Annotated in this window: 13 protein-coding genes; 5 read left to right on the top strand and 8 right to left on the bottom strand. The window is 41.6% G+C overall.

Annotation, left to right across the window (positions count from 1 at the left end; translation table 11 throughout):
• Positions 1-117: 117 nt before the first annotated feature.
• On the top strand, positions 118-1077 hold the full coding sequence (locus NSTC731_RS19305) for an NAD-dependent epimerase/dehydratase family protein (protein WP_445626351.1): 960 nt from the start codon (positions 118-120) through the stop codon (positions 1075-1077).
• Between the two features lie 248 nt (positions 1078-1325).
• Positions 1326-2924: a B12-binding domain-containing radical SAM protein gene (locus tag NSTC731_RS19300; protein ID WP_445626350.1), complete on the top strand. Its 1599-nt coding sequence runs from the start codon at positions 1326-1328 to the stop codon at positions 2922-2924.
• A gap of 216 nt (positions 2925-3140) precedes the next feature.
• On the opposite strand, the gene NSTC731_RS19295 is transcribed toward NSTC731_RS19300, so the two are convergent.
• From NSTC731_RS19295 to NSTC731_RS19265, 7 genes are all read right to left on the bottom strand, one after another.
• Complete coding sequence (locus NSTC731_RS19295) at positions 3141-3983, bottom strand: 2-isopropylmalate synthase (protein WP_445626349.1); 843 nt, start codon at positions 3981-3983, stop codon at positions 3141-3143.
• A gap of 39 nt (positions 3984-4022) precedes the next feature.
• The gene (locus tag NSTC731_RS19290) at positions 4023-4328 is read right to left on the bottom strand and encodes a type II toxin-antitoxin system RelE/ParE family toxin (RefSeq protein ID WP_445626348.1); all 306 of its coding nucleotides are present in this window, start codon (positions 4326-4328) and stop codon (positions 4023-4025) included.
• Positions 4328-4612 (bottom strand): type II toxin-antitoxin system ParD family antitoxin, encoded by a 285-nt coding sequence (locus NSTC731_RS19285; protein ID WP_334864636.1) that lies wholly within the window; start codon positions 4610-4612, stop codon positions 4328-4330. The genes NSTC731_RS19290 and NSTC731_RS19285 overlap by 1 nt, the downstream gene beginning before the upstream one ends.
• Before the next feature lie 514 nt (positions 4613-5126).
• The gene (locus tag NSTC731_RS19280) at positions 5127-7187 is read right to left on the bottom strand and encodes a ribonuclease catalytic domain-containing protein (RefSeq protein WP_445626347.1); all 2061 of its coding nucleotides are present in this window, start codon (positions 7185-7187) and stop codon (positions 5127-5129) included.
• Between the two features lie 214 nt (positions 7188-7401).
• A complete protein-coding gene (rpsR, locus tag NSTC731_RS19275) occupies positions 7402-7617 on the bottom strand; it encodes a 30S ribosomal protein S18 (protein WP_012411240.1) in 216 nt (71 codons plus the stop codon).
• A gap of 2 nt (positions 7618-7619) precedes the next feature.
• The gene (gene rpmG, locus NSTC731_RS19270) at positions 7620-7814 is read right to left on the bottom strand and encodes a 50S ribosomal protein L33 (protein ID WP_094351774.1); all 195 of its coding nucleotides are present in this window, start codon (positions 7812-7814) and stop codon (positions 7620-7622) included.
• Between the two features lie 43 nt (positions 7815-7857).
• Positions 7858-8415 (bottom strand): RDD family protein, encoded by a 558-nt coding sequence (locus tag NSTC731_RS19265; RefSeq protein ID WP_445626346.1) that lies wholly within the window; start codon positions 8413-8415, stop codon positions 7858-7860.
• A gap of 203 nt (positions 8416-8618) precedes the next feature.
• Between NSTC731_RS19265 and NSTC731_RS19260 the strand changes: the two genes are divergently transcribed.
• The 3 genes from NSTC731_RS19260 to NSTC731_RS19250 all read left to right on the top strand — a co-directional run bounded on the left by NSTC731_RS19260 (position 8619) and on the right by NSTC731_RS19250 (position 13172).
• Complete coding sequence (locus tag NSTC731_RS19260; protein ID WP_445626345.1) at positions 8619-11078, top strand: diguanylate cyclase domain-containing protein; 2460 nt, start codon at positions 8619-8621, stop codon at positions 11076-11078.
• Between the two features lie 158 nt (positions 11079-11236).
• On the top strand, positions 11237-11863 hold the full coding sequence (locus NSTC731_RS19255; protein ID WP_445626344.1) for a hypothetical protein: 627 nt from the start codon (positions 11237-11239) through the stop codon (positions 11861-11863).
• 25 nt (positions 11864-11888) lie between these two features.
• The gene (locus NSTC731_RS19250) at positions 11889-13172 is read left to right on the top strand and encodes a molybdopterin molybdotransferase MoeA (protein WP_445626343.1); all 1284 of its coding nucleotides are present in this window, start codon (positions 11889-11891) and stop codon (positions 13170-13172) included.
• Between the two features lie 155 nt (positions 13173-13327).
• On the opposite strand, the gene NSTC731_RS19245 is transcribed toward NSTC731_RS19250, so the two are convergent.
• Positions 13328-14560 (bottom strand): cysteine desulfurase-like protein, encoded by a 1233-nt coding sequence (locus tag NSTC731_RS19245; RefSeq protein WP_445626342.1) that lies wholly within the window; start codon positions 14558-14560, stop codon positions 13328-13330.
• Between the last annotated feature and the right edge of the window lie 505 nt (positions 14561-15065).

Genomic DNA, 15065 nt, shown 5'->3' with positions numbered 1-15065 from the left:
AATCTAAAATCCAAAATTCAAAATCTAAAATTTCCAGAGTTATTCAGTTGCGATTCGGAACTTTTAACTTTATTCTTAATTCTTTGGTTTTAACTCCTAACGTTTTATAAATTCTCTATGAGCCAGAAGCGGATTTTAGTGACTGGTGCAAGTGGTTGTGTAGGTCATTATTTAACAGAAGCCTTAATTAAAGAGACAAATCACGAACTGTATCTATTAGTTAGGAACCCAAGCAAACTGCAAGTTGATACTAATGCTCGTTCAGGCATCAACGTTTTGCAAGGTGATATGCAAAATATTCGCCAATTTGCCGATTTGCTATCCACAATTGATACAGCCGTACTCACAGCCACAGCTTGGGGCGGCGAGCAAACATTTGATATTAATGTCGTCAAGACTATAGAGTTACTCGAACTGCTAGATCCAGAACGTTGCCAGCAGGTAATTTATTTTTCGACAGCTAGCGTTTTGGATCGCTACAATCAACCATTAAAAGAAGCCGGGGAAATTGGGACAGATTATATCCGTTCTAAATATGAGTGCTTAGAGAAAAAAGAAAAATTAGCGATCGCACCCAAAATTACCACAATATTTCCGACTGTAGTATTGGGCGGTGATGCGAATAAACCCTATTCTGCTGTCACATCTGGTATTACAGAAGTGACGAAATATATCAATTTGATTCGCTTTTTGGAAGCAGATGGCAGTTTTCACTTTATCCACGGACGAGATATTGCCACTGTCGTGCGATATTTAATCGATCGTCCTGCTAAAGATAATCAGCCACGTCGGCTGGTTTTAGGTCAAGCACCATTAACTGCTAATCAAGCAGTGAAAGAAGTTTGTGCTTATCTAGGCAAAAAGATTTACTTTCGTATTCCCATATCTATAGCATTGGCTAATTTGATTATTGTTCTATTCCGCATTCGCATGGCTGCTTGGGATCGGTTTTGTATGAACTATCGGCATTTTACTTATGAAAAATTCATCAATCCTGATAGTTTCGGCTTACCAAATTATTGTGCAACCATGAGTGATGTTTTGAAAATTAGCGGTGTTGAAAAGGCTAAAAATTGATTATAATCTGTGGCTTTTGACAACATTTAGAAAATATTAGCAGAAAATTATTCTAATCTCGTAGAGAGCGTCTGGTGTCATTGAGTATGAGTGAAGAATGGAAAATTACCTCTTTCCTCTCTGCTCTCCAGCCCCTAGATTTAAGTTAAAAATCTCAGTGGTAAAATAAAACAACTTTAATAAAAAGTCAATAACTCTTTATTTTCGTTAGAGTGGGATAACAATCAAAGTGTGAGGATTGATACTACATGCGAATCTTGTTAGTGTATCCAATATTTCCCAAAACCTTTTGGTCTTATGAAAAAATCCTAGAGTTAGTCGATCGCAAGGTTTTACTACCACCTCTAGGTTTAGTAACAGTAGCCGCGATTTTGCCCCAAGAATGGGAATTCAAGCTGGTCGATCGCAATATCCGCCCCGCAACAGAAGCAGAATGGGCATGGGCAGATGTAGTAATTTTCTCTGCGATGATTGTCCAGAAACAAGATTTACTTGAGCAAATTCAGGAAGCAAAAAAACGTGGCAAGTTAGTTGCGGTTGGCGGCCCTTACCCCACTTCTGTACCTCACGAAGTTGAAAATGTTGGCGCAGATTTTCTGATTTTGGATGAAGGGGAAATCACTCTCCCCATGTTTATTGAGGCAATTAAACGCGGTGAAACATCTGGCACTTTCCGCGCCACAGAAAAACCTGATGTCACCAGCACACCAATACCCCGCTTTGATTTATTAGAATTAGATGCTTATGACATGATGTCGGTGCAGTTTTCGCGTGGGTGTCCCTTCCAATGCGAATTTTGCGACATTATTGTTCTCTACGGACGCAAACCGCGCACCAAAACCCCAGCCCAACTGTTAGCAGAGTTAGATTACCTCTATGAATTGGGTTGGCGGCGGGGTGTATTCATGGTGGATGACAACTTTATTGGCAACAAGCGAAATGTCAAATTGTTGCTGAAAGAGTTAAAAGTCTGGATGGCAGAACATAAGTATCCCTTCCGATTTGACACGGAAGCTTCAGTTGACTTGGCACAAGACCAAGAAATGTTGGAGTTGATGGTTGAATGTGGTTTCTCGGCGGTGTTTTTGGGAATCGAAACGCCGGATGAGGATAGTTTGCAAATGACCAAGAAGTTTCAAAATACTCGCAGTTCTCTAACTGAGGCGGTGCAAACCATTATTAAAGCGGGATTGCGCCCAATGGCTGGGTTTATTATCGGGTTTGATGGCGAAAAAGCCGGTGCAGGCGATCGCATTGTCCGCTTTGCAGAACAAGCAGCAATTCCCTCAACTACTTTTGCCATGTTACAAGCGTTACCTAACACTGCGCTTTGGCATCGCCTGAAAAAGGAAGGAAGGTTACGGGAAAATCAAGATGGAAACATCAACCAAACAACATTGATGAACTTCCTACCCACCCGTCCTCTAGAAGAACTTGCACGAGAATATATTGAAGCATTTTGTGCTTTGTACGACCCAGTACAGTACTTAGATCGCACCTATCGCTGCTTCTTGATGATGGGTTTGCCGAGTTGGAAAGCCCCAGCCAAAATGCCAGAGTGGGTAATTGTAAAAGCCTTGTTAATTGTAATTTGGCGGCAAGGAATCAAACGGGAAACCCGCTGGAAATTCTGGCATCATTTGTTCAGCATTCTCAAACGTAACCCCGGAGTTTTTGAGCATTACCTCGCAGCTTGCGCTCACAACGAACATTTTCTTGAATATCGCCAAATTGTCCGCGATCAAATTGAAAGCCAGCTAGCAGAATATCTGGCGCAGGGTGTAGAAAAACCCTATGTACCAGTACAGGAAAAAGCAGAGGAAAAAACTGAAGCCGCAGTTAGTTAAATGTAGTAACGGTTAATAGGTAAAAGTGAAAAAATTACTTATTAGCCGTTATTAAAACCAGTATGCTATTCAAAGTATGATAGTCATAAATTGACACTTCCTGAATGGCAAAAACACCAATTCCACTCATTGGCAAAGTAATGCTAATTCTCCTAGAATGGAGAATGTTAGACCTAGTTAATGCACTATTTTAAGCTTGCCACGCTACTATAAAAACTATTTTGCTTTTGCAATCCCAGTTATTTGAAAAATCAACTCTGTCGCTTTACTCATTAGCGAAGTGTCAATATCAAGTTGATAATTCCCCTCTTTTAAAATCTCTATCACAACTTGACTGAAATCTGCGTTACCTTTCCTCGCACCCAAACCATTAATTGCACATTCAATTTGCCTCACACCACAACTTAAAGCAATCAGTGAATTATCTACTGCCATACCCAAATCATCATGACAGTGTACTGAAACGACAACTTCGTTAATATTGGGTACTCGATTAAAAATCATTTGCAGAAGTTGCGAAAACTCTTCTGGCGATGCCAAACCTAAGCTATCAGGAATGCTAATAGTAGTAGCACCACTCTTGATTGCAGTTTCAATAGATTTACACAAAAAATCTGGCTCACTTCTAGGAGCATCAAAAGCGCTCCATTCTACATCATCACAGTAATTGCGTGCTAAAGAAACACTCTCTTTGATTGTTGCTAATACTTCTTCTTTGGTTAATTTAGATTGATTTTTCAGATTTACCGGAGTATAAGTGTGAATTCTACCTCTGATTGCTGGTTTAATTGCTTCAGCAAGAGTGATTATTTCATTTGAATTGGAACTAGCTAGCCCACAAATAGTAGAATTTTTAATTATTTGAGAAATATTAAAGACTTCATCAAAATCTTTTTGAGAACTTGCTGGATAACCAACTTCAATAATATCGACTCCCATTTCTTCGAGCAATTGCGAAATGATAATTTTTTGTTGCAAATCCATCTTTACACCAGGCGTCAATTCTCCATCACGCATGGTGGTATCAAAAATAATTACTTTATGATTATTTTCTGACATATTGGCTAGAGATAGCGATCGCTTACATCAAATGCAATATTAAGGAATATCCTCACTTAAGAAAACTGTCTCTAAATCTCGATAACCACTGACAATACGTACAACTTCCACACCGCCATCAATAGGGCGATAAAATATTAAGTAATCTTCTACTGGAAAACTCCGTAAACCGCGGGCAAAAGTATCGGAACTTTGCCCCATATTAGGAAAATCAGCCAACAGTTTACACTGCTGTATAATTTTTTTGTTGAGTCTTCGAGCCGCATCAGGATTAAAGCTGACAATATAGCTGCTAATTTCTTTCAAATCTAATCTAGCTGAAGGCGCTAAAATACACCTACTCATTATTTAGCAGCCTCAGCTTGTTGCATTTGCGCTTGGGCGCGTCGAATGTCTTCCTCTATTTCTGCAAATACCTCTTCACCATCAATTCCCTCACCACGTTCGAGTTCTTCGATACCAACTTGGATTTTAGCTTTCAATTCTGCTAAACGTTGTTCTTGAACGCGATCGCGTTCATCTAGCAATCTCAATGCTTCGCCCATCACCTCACTCACTGAGTGATATCGACCACTATTAACTTTATCCTTAACCAACTGCTCCAATTCTGGGGTCAAAGATACATTCACAATTATTACCTCATTCCATTTACTCTATATAGTAACCGAAAGCAATTGGAGCAAGGCTAATACCATTTTGGATTTTAGATTTTAGACTTCGGCTCCTTTCGACTTCGCGGTAGTTGAATCTCGACTTACTTCGACTACGCGGTAGTTGAATCTCGACTTCGCTCGATTACCGCGCAGCGATGCACTGAGCGCAGTCGAAGTGTCGAAACTCAGTACAAGTCGCTCGATTACCGCGCAGCGATGCACTGAGCGCAGTCGAAGTGTCGAAACTCAAGGCAAGTCGCTCAGTCGAACGATTTTGGATTGTGAAACATCCATTGGATAAGTGTTTCAGTTTTCCATCTGTCGCAATCATTTTTCACGCTTGGTATAAAATAATTCGTAATTGATAATACTAGGCGATTATTACTAATGACAAATACTTCTCTACGAGAGGCTGCGCCCGAAGCGTAGCTATGCCGCAGGCTTTACGGCTTCGCTCAGTACAAGTGACAAATAACAAATGACAAATTAGTTAATTCGCTGCTGTCTGAGCTTCTTGATAAATTATTTCTTGGAACTGAATCATATCTTTTTGTGGATCGGCGTGGCTAACTTTCACTACTATTTGTTCGCCCAACTTCACAGAACGTTTGAAAGCCATTGGCAACTGCAAGCCCAAATCTTCTAATAAAATTAGGGCTAAGTTGCTGTCTTCTCGCAACCACATCAACACTGTCACATCCCAAGTTTCCTCTGGATGACGGCGTAAATACTCTAGAGCATAATATCTATTAGTTTGTCGTTCCACCATCGTCACCTCTTGGGTGATGCTGGTGACAGTCATCATTACTTCTTTAAGTTGATCTGCGGAAAATGGCAGAACTTCACCCCGCAAATGGGCTTTAATTTGAAAGTGGGTGAGTAAGTCACTGTAGCGGCGGATGGGAGAAGTTGCTTGAGTGTAAGTATCCAAGCCTAAACCAGCATGGCGCAAAGGCGTAATGCTCATTTCACTCTTGGGCATACAACGACGCATGGCGCAAGCGCGAACGAACCCGGCTGGAAGTAGCAGCAATTCCTCATCTGGAGGTAATTCTGGTTGCGGTTGACCGCGAAAGGGCAAAGGTATGTTATGAGTTTTACCATAACGAGCCGCAACTTCACCGGCAACAATCATCATTTCTGCTACCAGTTGCCGCGATGGGGAATCGTCCAAAATATCAATGTGGATTTCCTCACCTTTGACTTTGATCGCTGCTTCGGGCATGGTGATGCTAATTGCCCCTTGAGCGTAACGCCAAGCTTTGCGCCGTTGTGCCCAAGTGGCGATCGCAGCAATTTCCGGTTCTGCTTGCACCCGCAATTGCAGCATTTCATCTACATCTTCGTAGGTGAGGCGATAAGTCGGCTTAATCAAGCTGGTATGAATGCTGTAATCTTCTACTACTCCACTTGTCCCTAAAATAATCCCGAAACTGAGGGCACAACAAACCTTTCCCTGGATCAGACTCATTGGCCCAGTTGCCAACACTTCTGGAAACATGGGAATCATTCCCGTCGGTAAATAGACTGTACTACCGCGCTTTCTAGCTTCCAAATCTAATTCATCTTCGGGCACTAACCATCTAGTAGGATCGGCAATATGCACCCACAAGCGTTCCCGTCCATCGGGTAGTACTTCCCAACTTAGACCATCGTCGATCTCTGTGGTAGTTTCATCATCAATGGTGTAAACCTTCAGGTGAGTCAGATCAAGGCGGTTTGTATCTGAGTCAATCGGCGGGAAATCCAAACGCTGTTGCGCCACTTCTAATACCTTATGAGGAAATTGGATCGGAATTGAAGAACGCCGCAGGAACAAGTTTTCATTAGGACTCCAGCAACCCAAATCTACCAATAGTTGAAAGGCTCCTTGGGGTGTTGTGGGTCGTCCCAGCATGGTCATAGTTTCTAATACTGGAGCGCTGGGCGGATAAGCGCGAGCTAAGGAGTCATAGTTAACCCCCGTCCGCACCGTGTCAGCTATTAGCGCCGCGTATTTTTCTAGTCCTTCTAAGCGCTGGCGATCGTGGCGCTGCCACTCTACTGCTTCACCTTTAAGCGCCTGCTCTACACGAGTTAAAAATTCCTGCTGTCCTTTAGCTTTTAGTGCCTCTACTTCCAGTTGGTGCTTGCGTTCTGCCACTTGAGCAGCAGTTCTTGGCTCGTAAGCGTCTCCTTTTTGCTTGAAATAAAGTTTGTCGTCTGATAACAAGCAATAGGCGGCGTAACAAGCAGGTGCGGCTGATTCTGAAAATAGCAGATTCGCCATTTGGTCTGGGGTAACTGTTTCGCCATCTTCAACCAGTAATTCCCAAGCCACTTCTAAACTAGATGGGTCTAAATAAGGCTCGATCTGCTCCAAAAAGCTGGCAATTTCAGAAGCCTTGTAAGTCTGTTTGGTAACTGTATAGGTTATTTGTCTAGGCGCGAGGCTGTGGGATTGACCACGTTCGTCTACCACAAACCAGCGGGTTTTACCGTCTGGACGTTCTACGATGCCCAGACGGCGATCGCCTTGAACCCTAAATTCAACTAGCGTCCCCTTCTCCACAACTCTCGCACTCTAATAATTTTAGATTTTAGTCTCACCTTTGGTGCGCTGGAAGCGCAACTTGGATTTTCGATTTTATAACCGACAGCTATTAAATCCTAAGTCCAAGGGTTTTTCATGCAGCAATCTATTTTACACTCTCTGATTCAGATTTCAGATTTTGGACATTCTCTTTAAATAATCCAAAATCCAAAATTCCAAATCCAAAATTGTTTTAGCCTTCGGCATTGATAAATGGCAACAAAGCCACAATCCGCGAACGTTTAATTGCTAATGTCAACTCTCGCTGTTGCTGAGATGTCAGCCCGGTAATCCGACGTGGCAGTATCTTTCCCCGCTCGGTGACAAACTTACGCAATAAATCAACATCTTTATAATCGATTGGTTCTCCTGGCTTGATTGGAGAAAGACGACGACGGAAATAACTCATCTCTACTTAATTTCCTTGTGAACGGTATGTTTGTTGCAGTGGGTGCAGAACTTTTTCAGTTCTAGCCTGTTAGTGGTGTTGCGACGATTCTTAGTACTGGTATAACGGTTAACACCAGCAGAACGCTTATCTGAATTTGTCCGGCACTCGGTACACTCTAGTGTGATGATAATGCGGGCACCTTTACTCTTAGCCATAATCTTACAAAAAGTGAAGCCTGAAGAGAATTAACACAAATGACTATCTTCTCACATTCCGCCGTATATTTTCAACTAATCTTTTAATTTTTATATCGAGCGAGTAGCCACGACGCGAGGAAACGATGAAAGTTCCACAATAGCGATCGTGTAAAGCCTGCCGCATCTGGGTATCAGAGAAAGCAGTCCCACAATCAATTGCTAGGGGAATTACTAGCAGTATAGCAGTGGGATTGGCTCTAATATTGCTCAGGGCAATTGACACTAACAAAGCACCCAAGCCGATAATCGCCTCTCGCTTCACCAGTGAGAGCAAATCGGGAATTCTGCCCACTACTTCCCCATCTTCGACTTCCAGTACCTTTAAATCGAAAGCCCAACGCCCTAAACTTTGCCCTTGATTGTTGTATACCACCACTACCCGCAAAAACAGCCAAAGTATTACAAAAACTAAGATTTCAATAAATTGAATCCCAATATCGCTGCCTCCCAGTAGGGAACTGACTAACCAGACACCAAGGAAATCAAGTCCCAATGCCATACCTCGCCGCCCAATCTCAGCTTTGGGATAGTGTTTTTGGGGAAGTCGTTCGATAGTCATACAAAATAAGTATTTTATTTAGGGGTTGGGAAATAGCGATCGCTCCTGTTTTTAATATATTAGGACTTACGCACTCTACAAATTTATTATCTTGTGAATCAACGAAAATACGTATTTTCAGCCTTTGTTCGATTATCCTTTGATGGTAGAGTATTCACCAATTCTGAATTCTGTATTTTGACTCCTGTTTTATTAATACTGCCATGTCCTTTAATCGTCTATCGGGTAATGAAATTAGTTTAGAGCAAATTATTCATCAAATTAGAAAGCTGACTGTGCGAATACATCAGTCATTTGAATTGGTAGAAATTCTCCAGGTAGTCGTCACCGAGGTTAGGACAACTTTAGATAGCGATCGCACCCTTATCTATCGCTTCTTACCTAATGGAGATGGAGTAGTCGCTGAAGAATCTGTCAACCCAGAATGGATGCCAATTCAGGGACAATTAATTTACGATCCTTGCTTTAATGCCCAATGGGTAAAGCAATATCAACAGGGACGAGTAGGTGTGATTGAAGATATTGATACTAAACCAATCGATCCCTGTTACAAACAGCTATTAACCAAGTTACAGATTCGAGCGAATTTAGTAGTACCAATTTTAGTAAATAATCAGGAACTGTCTGGAATTTCTACCTCATCTCCTCAATTGTGGGGTTTACTAATTACTCACCAGTGCAGTAGTCCCCGCCAATGGAATTGTTTAGAAATTGAATTTCTCCAACTGGTGGCAACACAACTGGGAATCGCCCTCCAGCAATCTGCTATCAAAGAACGCCAGCGTGTGGAAGACGAGTTGCGCTGGCAGCAAGCTTTGCTGCGTTCCATGACAGACACTTCTTTGTTGGGATTCTATGTTGTTGACAATCGTACAGATAAAATTCTTTATTTTAACGATCGCTTCTGTGAAATTTGGGGTATTAAGCATTTGAAAACCCAGATGCAAATTGGCGAGTTGAAAAACAATGACATAATTCCCGATTGTCTACGCTTAATTGCAGATTTAACAGCATTTGCTGAATCCTGTAAACCGTTACAGTCTGAGGATAATCGTTCCACAGTTGAGGATGAAATTTTATTTGTAGATGGGCGCACGATTCGGCGTTTCTCCAGCCAGATTCGGGATATTCGAGATCGGTACTTTGGCAGGTTATATATTTTTGAAGACATTAGCGATCGCTTACGTACAGAAATCGCACTCAGAGAAAGTGAAGAACGTTATCGTTCTGTCATTACAGCAATGGCAGAAGGCATTGTACTGCAACAAGTTGATGGACGCATTACTGCTTGTAACGAAAGAGCAGAAAAAATTTTGGGGCTAAATACTGAGCAAATGATGGGGCGAACTTCTATCGATCCGCGATGGAGAGCCATTCATGAAGATGGTACTCTTTTTCCAGGAGAAACCCATCCCGCCATCGTTACTTTACACACCGGACAACCACAATTTAGTGTTGTCATGGGGGTTTATAAACCTGATGGCAGCTTAACTTGGATTTCCATTAATTCTCAACCATTGTTTCGACTCAATGAATTAAAACCCTATGCAGTGGTTGCTTCATTTACAGATATCACAGCACGGAAACAGATTGAACTTGCACTGCAAAACCAGGCAGAACGAGAACGTATGGTTTTTGCGATCGCTCAACACATCCGCCAGTCGTTAGATTTAGATGAAATTTTGAATACAACCGTTGCCGATGTGCGACATTTTCTGCAAACCGATCGCGTGATTATTTACCGTCTGAATGACAATTGGAGTGGTACCGTCGTCATGGAGTCTGTGGCAGAAGGCTGGAAGCCAATCCTGAATATGGAAATTACAGACACCTATTTTGTCGAGACACAGGGACAGTCCTATCAACAGGGTACGATCAAGGTTACTCCAGACATCTACATCGGCGGATTAACTGCTTGTCATCTCGAGTTATTGGAACAGTTGCAAGTCAGAGCCAAGCTGGTTGTACCAATTTTACAAGGCGATGGTCTTTGGGGTTTGTTAATTGCACATCATTGCCGCGCTCCTCGTGAGTGGCAACTTTGGGAAAGTGAACTACTTAAGCAATTAGCAACACAAGTAGCAATTGCCATCCAGCAATCACAACTTTGTCAACAGTTACAGCTTGCCAATCAGCAGTTGGAAAATCTCGCTATGGTCGATCAATTAACTCAGATTGCCAATCGACGAGTTTTTGATATTAAGCTGAATCACATCTGGCACGATCTCCTACGAAAGAAATCTTTTCTCTCATTACTCCTATGTGACATTGATTATTTCAAGCAATATAACGATACCTATGGTCATGCTGCTGGAGACACTTGTTTAACCGTTGTTGCCCAAACTCTTAAACGAACTGTTAAACGTTCTACAGATTTGGTTGCTCGTTATGGAGGAGAAGAATTTGCTGTCATCTTACTAGACTCTGACAGCGATGGGGCTATCCATGTTGCCAAACAAATTCATGAAGCTATCCAACAGATGAATATTTCGCATACTGCATCGACTGTAAAGCAATGTATCACGCTGAGTATAGGAATTGCAACAGTAATACCTGTTACTGATTTGGTTACTCTCGATCTAATCAAAGCAGCCGATCAAGCTCTTTACCAAGCAAAAGCACAAGGGCGTAATCGTTCATTTGTAAATAGGCTTTCCTTTTAGTATAACTCACCATAAATAAGGTACAGAATTCACTTTTTGAATGAAACTTGTCTAGTAGGATTACAGTTTTTATTTCTGACCCCTTTTCGCGGTAATGTGTACTAAAAAAAGGTAGAATCTTTGCTTGGACTATTTTAATTAATTTGGAAGTTGTATCTATGACACATCTGTTTACTAAAACAGCTATTAGTCTGGTGACGACTACTACTTTAGCATTAGCGATCGCCATAAACACGAACAACCTAGCTCATGCTGCGGAGTTCAAATTTAACTGGAAAGGAGACACAGGTTATTCAGCGAAAGGTTCATTTAACTACGATACAAGAACTGCTCCCAGCATCATTTCTGAAGCTGGTTTGGGAGCTACGAAGAACTTGCAATCTCTCTCAATTTCCTTCTTTGATCCCTTGAGTAATCTGATAAATAGTTTCACTCCAGTGCTTAATGGGATATCTACCTACGGCTATTTGAGATTCAACTTTGATAGCACTACCGAGGAAATCTTTGGCCCCTTTGATGTTGGCAAGGATAATGAGCTTCCTGGCGACACATGGCTTAATAATAATCTCGCACTAATAGATGAAGGTTTTAGCAATCAGGTTCTAGCTAAAGAATTTCATTTGATCAATAGAGATGCAGCACGCACAGAGCAAATACTAGATTTAAGTAACAATTCAGTTCAGGTATCCAAAGTCCCCGAAGGAAGCATAATTATCGGTTTACTAACAGTGTGTAGTTTGGGATTTACCGCTTATAGAAATCTAGACAAAGCTACCCAAGAATAAAAGAAAAAAGTCGGAGGCGATCGCTATGTTATCAGTCAGCGATGCACAAGCAATTATTTTAAATTTGGTGCAGCCGTTGGATCGTCAACGGGATACAGAAGTTGTAGATTTATTGACAGCAGATAGTCGCATTTTGGCAACGCCTGTTACCAGTCCGCTAGATTTTCCCCATTGGGATAATTCGGCAATGGATGGCTACGCAGTTCGCTACGAAGATGTACAACACTCCAGCACCGAACAACCAACCGTTTTAGAAATTGTTGAAGAGATTCCGGCTGGCTATCAACCCAAGTCTACGATTCAACCAGGGCAAGCCGCACGAATTTTTACAGGTGCGGTAATCCCAGCAGGTGCAGATACTGTAGTTATGCAAGAAAAAACACGCCGCGAGGAAAACCGCGTATTTATTCTAGCTGCATCAAAACCGCAAGAATTTGTTAGACACAAAGCATCTTTTTATCAAGCTGGAACACAACTACTACCAGCAGGAATTAAGTTAAATGCCTCAGAAATTGCCGTATTGGCAGCAGCACAGTGTCCGCAATTAACTGTTTACCGCCGTCCGCGGGTGGCAATTTTTTCCACTGGTGATGAGTTGATGACAGCTGATAAACCGTTGCAACCAGGGCAAATTGTGGATTCTAATCAGTATGCGCTGGCAGCTTTGGTGAGACAAAGTGGCGCAGAACCGTTAATTTTAGGTATTGTGAAAGACGATCCAGTTGCTTTGGAGAAAGTTATTACTCACGCTGTTGCGATCGCTGATATAGTTCTCTCTTCTGGTGGCGTCTCAGTGGGAGATTATGACTATATTGACAAAATTCTAGAGTCACTACAAGCAAAAATCCACATTCAGGCTGTAGAAATCAGTCCAGGAAAACCCTTGACTGTCGCCACTTTCCCTAGTGGAGACGCGATTAATCCAACAGACGCGATTAATCGCGTCTCTACAAACTCCCCGCTTTATTTTGGTTTACCAGGAAACCCTGCTGCTGTACTGGTGACATTTTGGCGATTTGTACTACCAGCAATCAAGAAACTTTCGGGAATTACTGAAGGTTGGGAACCAGCATTTTTGAAAGTGCGATCGCATGATGAATTGCGATCGAATGGTAAACGTGAAACTTACCTTTGGGGTAAATTGCATTTAATTGATGGAGTTTATGAATTTCACAAAGCTGCTGGTAGTCACAGTTCCGGCAATTTAATTAATTTAGCTCAAACCAATGCCTTAGCTGTTCTCCCAGTGGGTAAAACATTAATTTCCCCACAAGAAGAAGTGCAAGTTTTGCACCTTAGTAATAGGTAATGGGGACAAGGGGAGCAAGGGACAAGGGGGACAAGGGGGACAAGGAGGAATTATTGAATAAATCTTTTCCTGTTCTTCCCCCTCTTCCTTGTCTACCCTGTCTCTTTTCAATCCCCAATCCCCAATGCCCCATACCCAATGCCCAATGCCCAATCTTAAAATATCTGCTCAAAAGCCTCAATCAAGTTGTTAACTTCCTCAAGGGTGTTGTAATGCACCATACTCACCCGGACTATTCCACCTTGGGATGCTAACCCCAGGTATTCAATCAGCCGTTTGGCATAAAAGTCCCCATAGCGAATCCCAATATAATGTTGGTCAACTTTTGCCGGAATGGTTGAGCTATTTATTCCATCGACGACAAAAGATATAGTTGGTACACGGAATTTACGGTCAGCCTTTGCTTGACCAATCACTCGCACATTCGGCTTACTGTTGAGGTAATTTAGGAGGCGATCGCTAATATGTTCTTCATGTATGCTAATTAAATCAAACGCTTGCACCATTTGATTTCTCAAATCAGGTGCAGTTTCATTCCCATAGTGCAGTTGTGCTAATTCACTTAAATAATCACATAAACCTAACATTCCATAACTTAATTCAAAATTGACATTCCCTAATTGAAATTTATAAGGTATATCTGTCTGCTCAATAAAATAATGGTTAAGACCAGGCAATCTTAATAAATGTTCTTCTTTGCCATAAAGTAAGGCATGGTGCGGCCCATAGACTTTATAAAAACTCAAAGTATAAAAATCAACATCTAAATCTTGGACATCAACTAATCTGTGAGGTGCATAAGCTACACCATCTACACAAATCATAGCGTTGCGATCGTGTACAAATGCAGCAATTTCTTTGATTGGGTTGATGGTTCCCAGAACATTAGAAGCATGAGTCAAGGCTACCAGTTTTGTGCGCTGACTCATCAATGGTTCTAAATCTGCTAAATGAAGTTCTAAAGTATCTGGGCGAACTTGCCACACTTTAACCTTTATTCCTTGTTTTTCAAGAGCGACCCAAGCACCAATATTAGCCTCATGGTCACAATTAGTAACAATAACTTCATCACCAGAGGTGAAGGTTTTACCGAGACAAATTGAAAGAACTTTCAACATCATTGTAGTCGATGGCCCCATGACTACTTCTTTATAAGAATTGGCATTAATGAAAGTAGCCATTTCCCTAGTTGCTAAAGCCAATCGTTCTCCAGCCATTTGAGAGATTCCATAAGAAGCTCCCAACTGGACATCAGAACTTAGGAGAAATTCGCTAATTCTATCTACTACTTTTTTCAAGGTTTGTGACCCACCAGCATTATCAAAAAAAGTCCATTCACCAGCTAGAGCCGGAAAATATTGACGAACTTTATCAAGATTCAGGAGCATAATATAAGTTTTCTAGAGAATGTTCTTTACCCTAGCCTACCTTTTGACAAGTCGCCCAGAGAACATCTAGATTAGACTTCTTGCATAAATCAAAAATAAAGAACCCCACCCCGCATTTGAGTAAAGCAAACGCTCCCCTATGCTTTGGGGAGGGGTTGGGGATGAGGTGTTAGAGACTTTTGCAAGAGACTCCATGAGCAACCCTCACTCCACTTGCTTTCATAGCAAGAAGGTTAAGAGCGAACAAGTCAGCCGGGACAACCAACGTAGTGACAAGCCTTATAAATGGGAAAGTGGTTGGGTCTTTGTGTATCTCATGTTAGCGTAGCCTCTGCCTCTAACACTCTGTTCGCGATCGCACGAGAAGTTGAAATCTCCTGTATTTAACTTTCAGCAACTATTAATGTCTTGATTCTTCACAATTCTCGTCAATTTTATTTGATAAGTTTAAGGGAGAGTCAAAGCAACTATTGTTTTGAGTCTTAATTCCTTGATTGAAAATAAA

Source organism: Nostoc sp. DSM 114167, from assembly GCF_052692655.1.
Note: the sequence above shows the minus strand (reverse complement) of the source record. Positions and strands in the feature narration are given on the sequence as shown.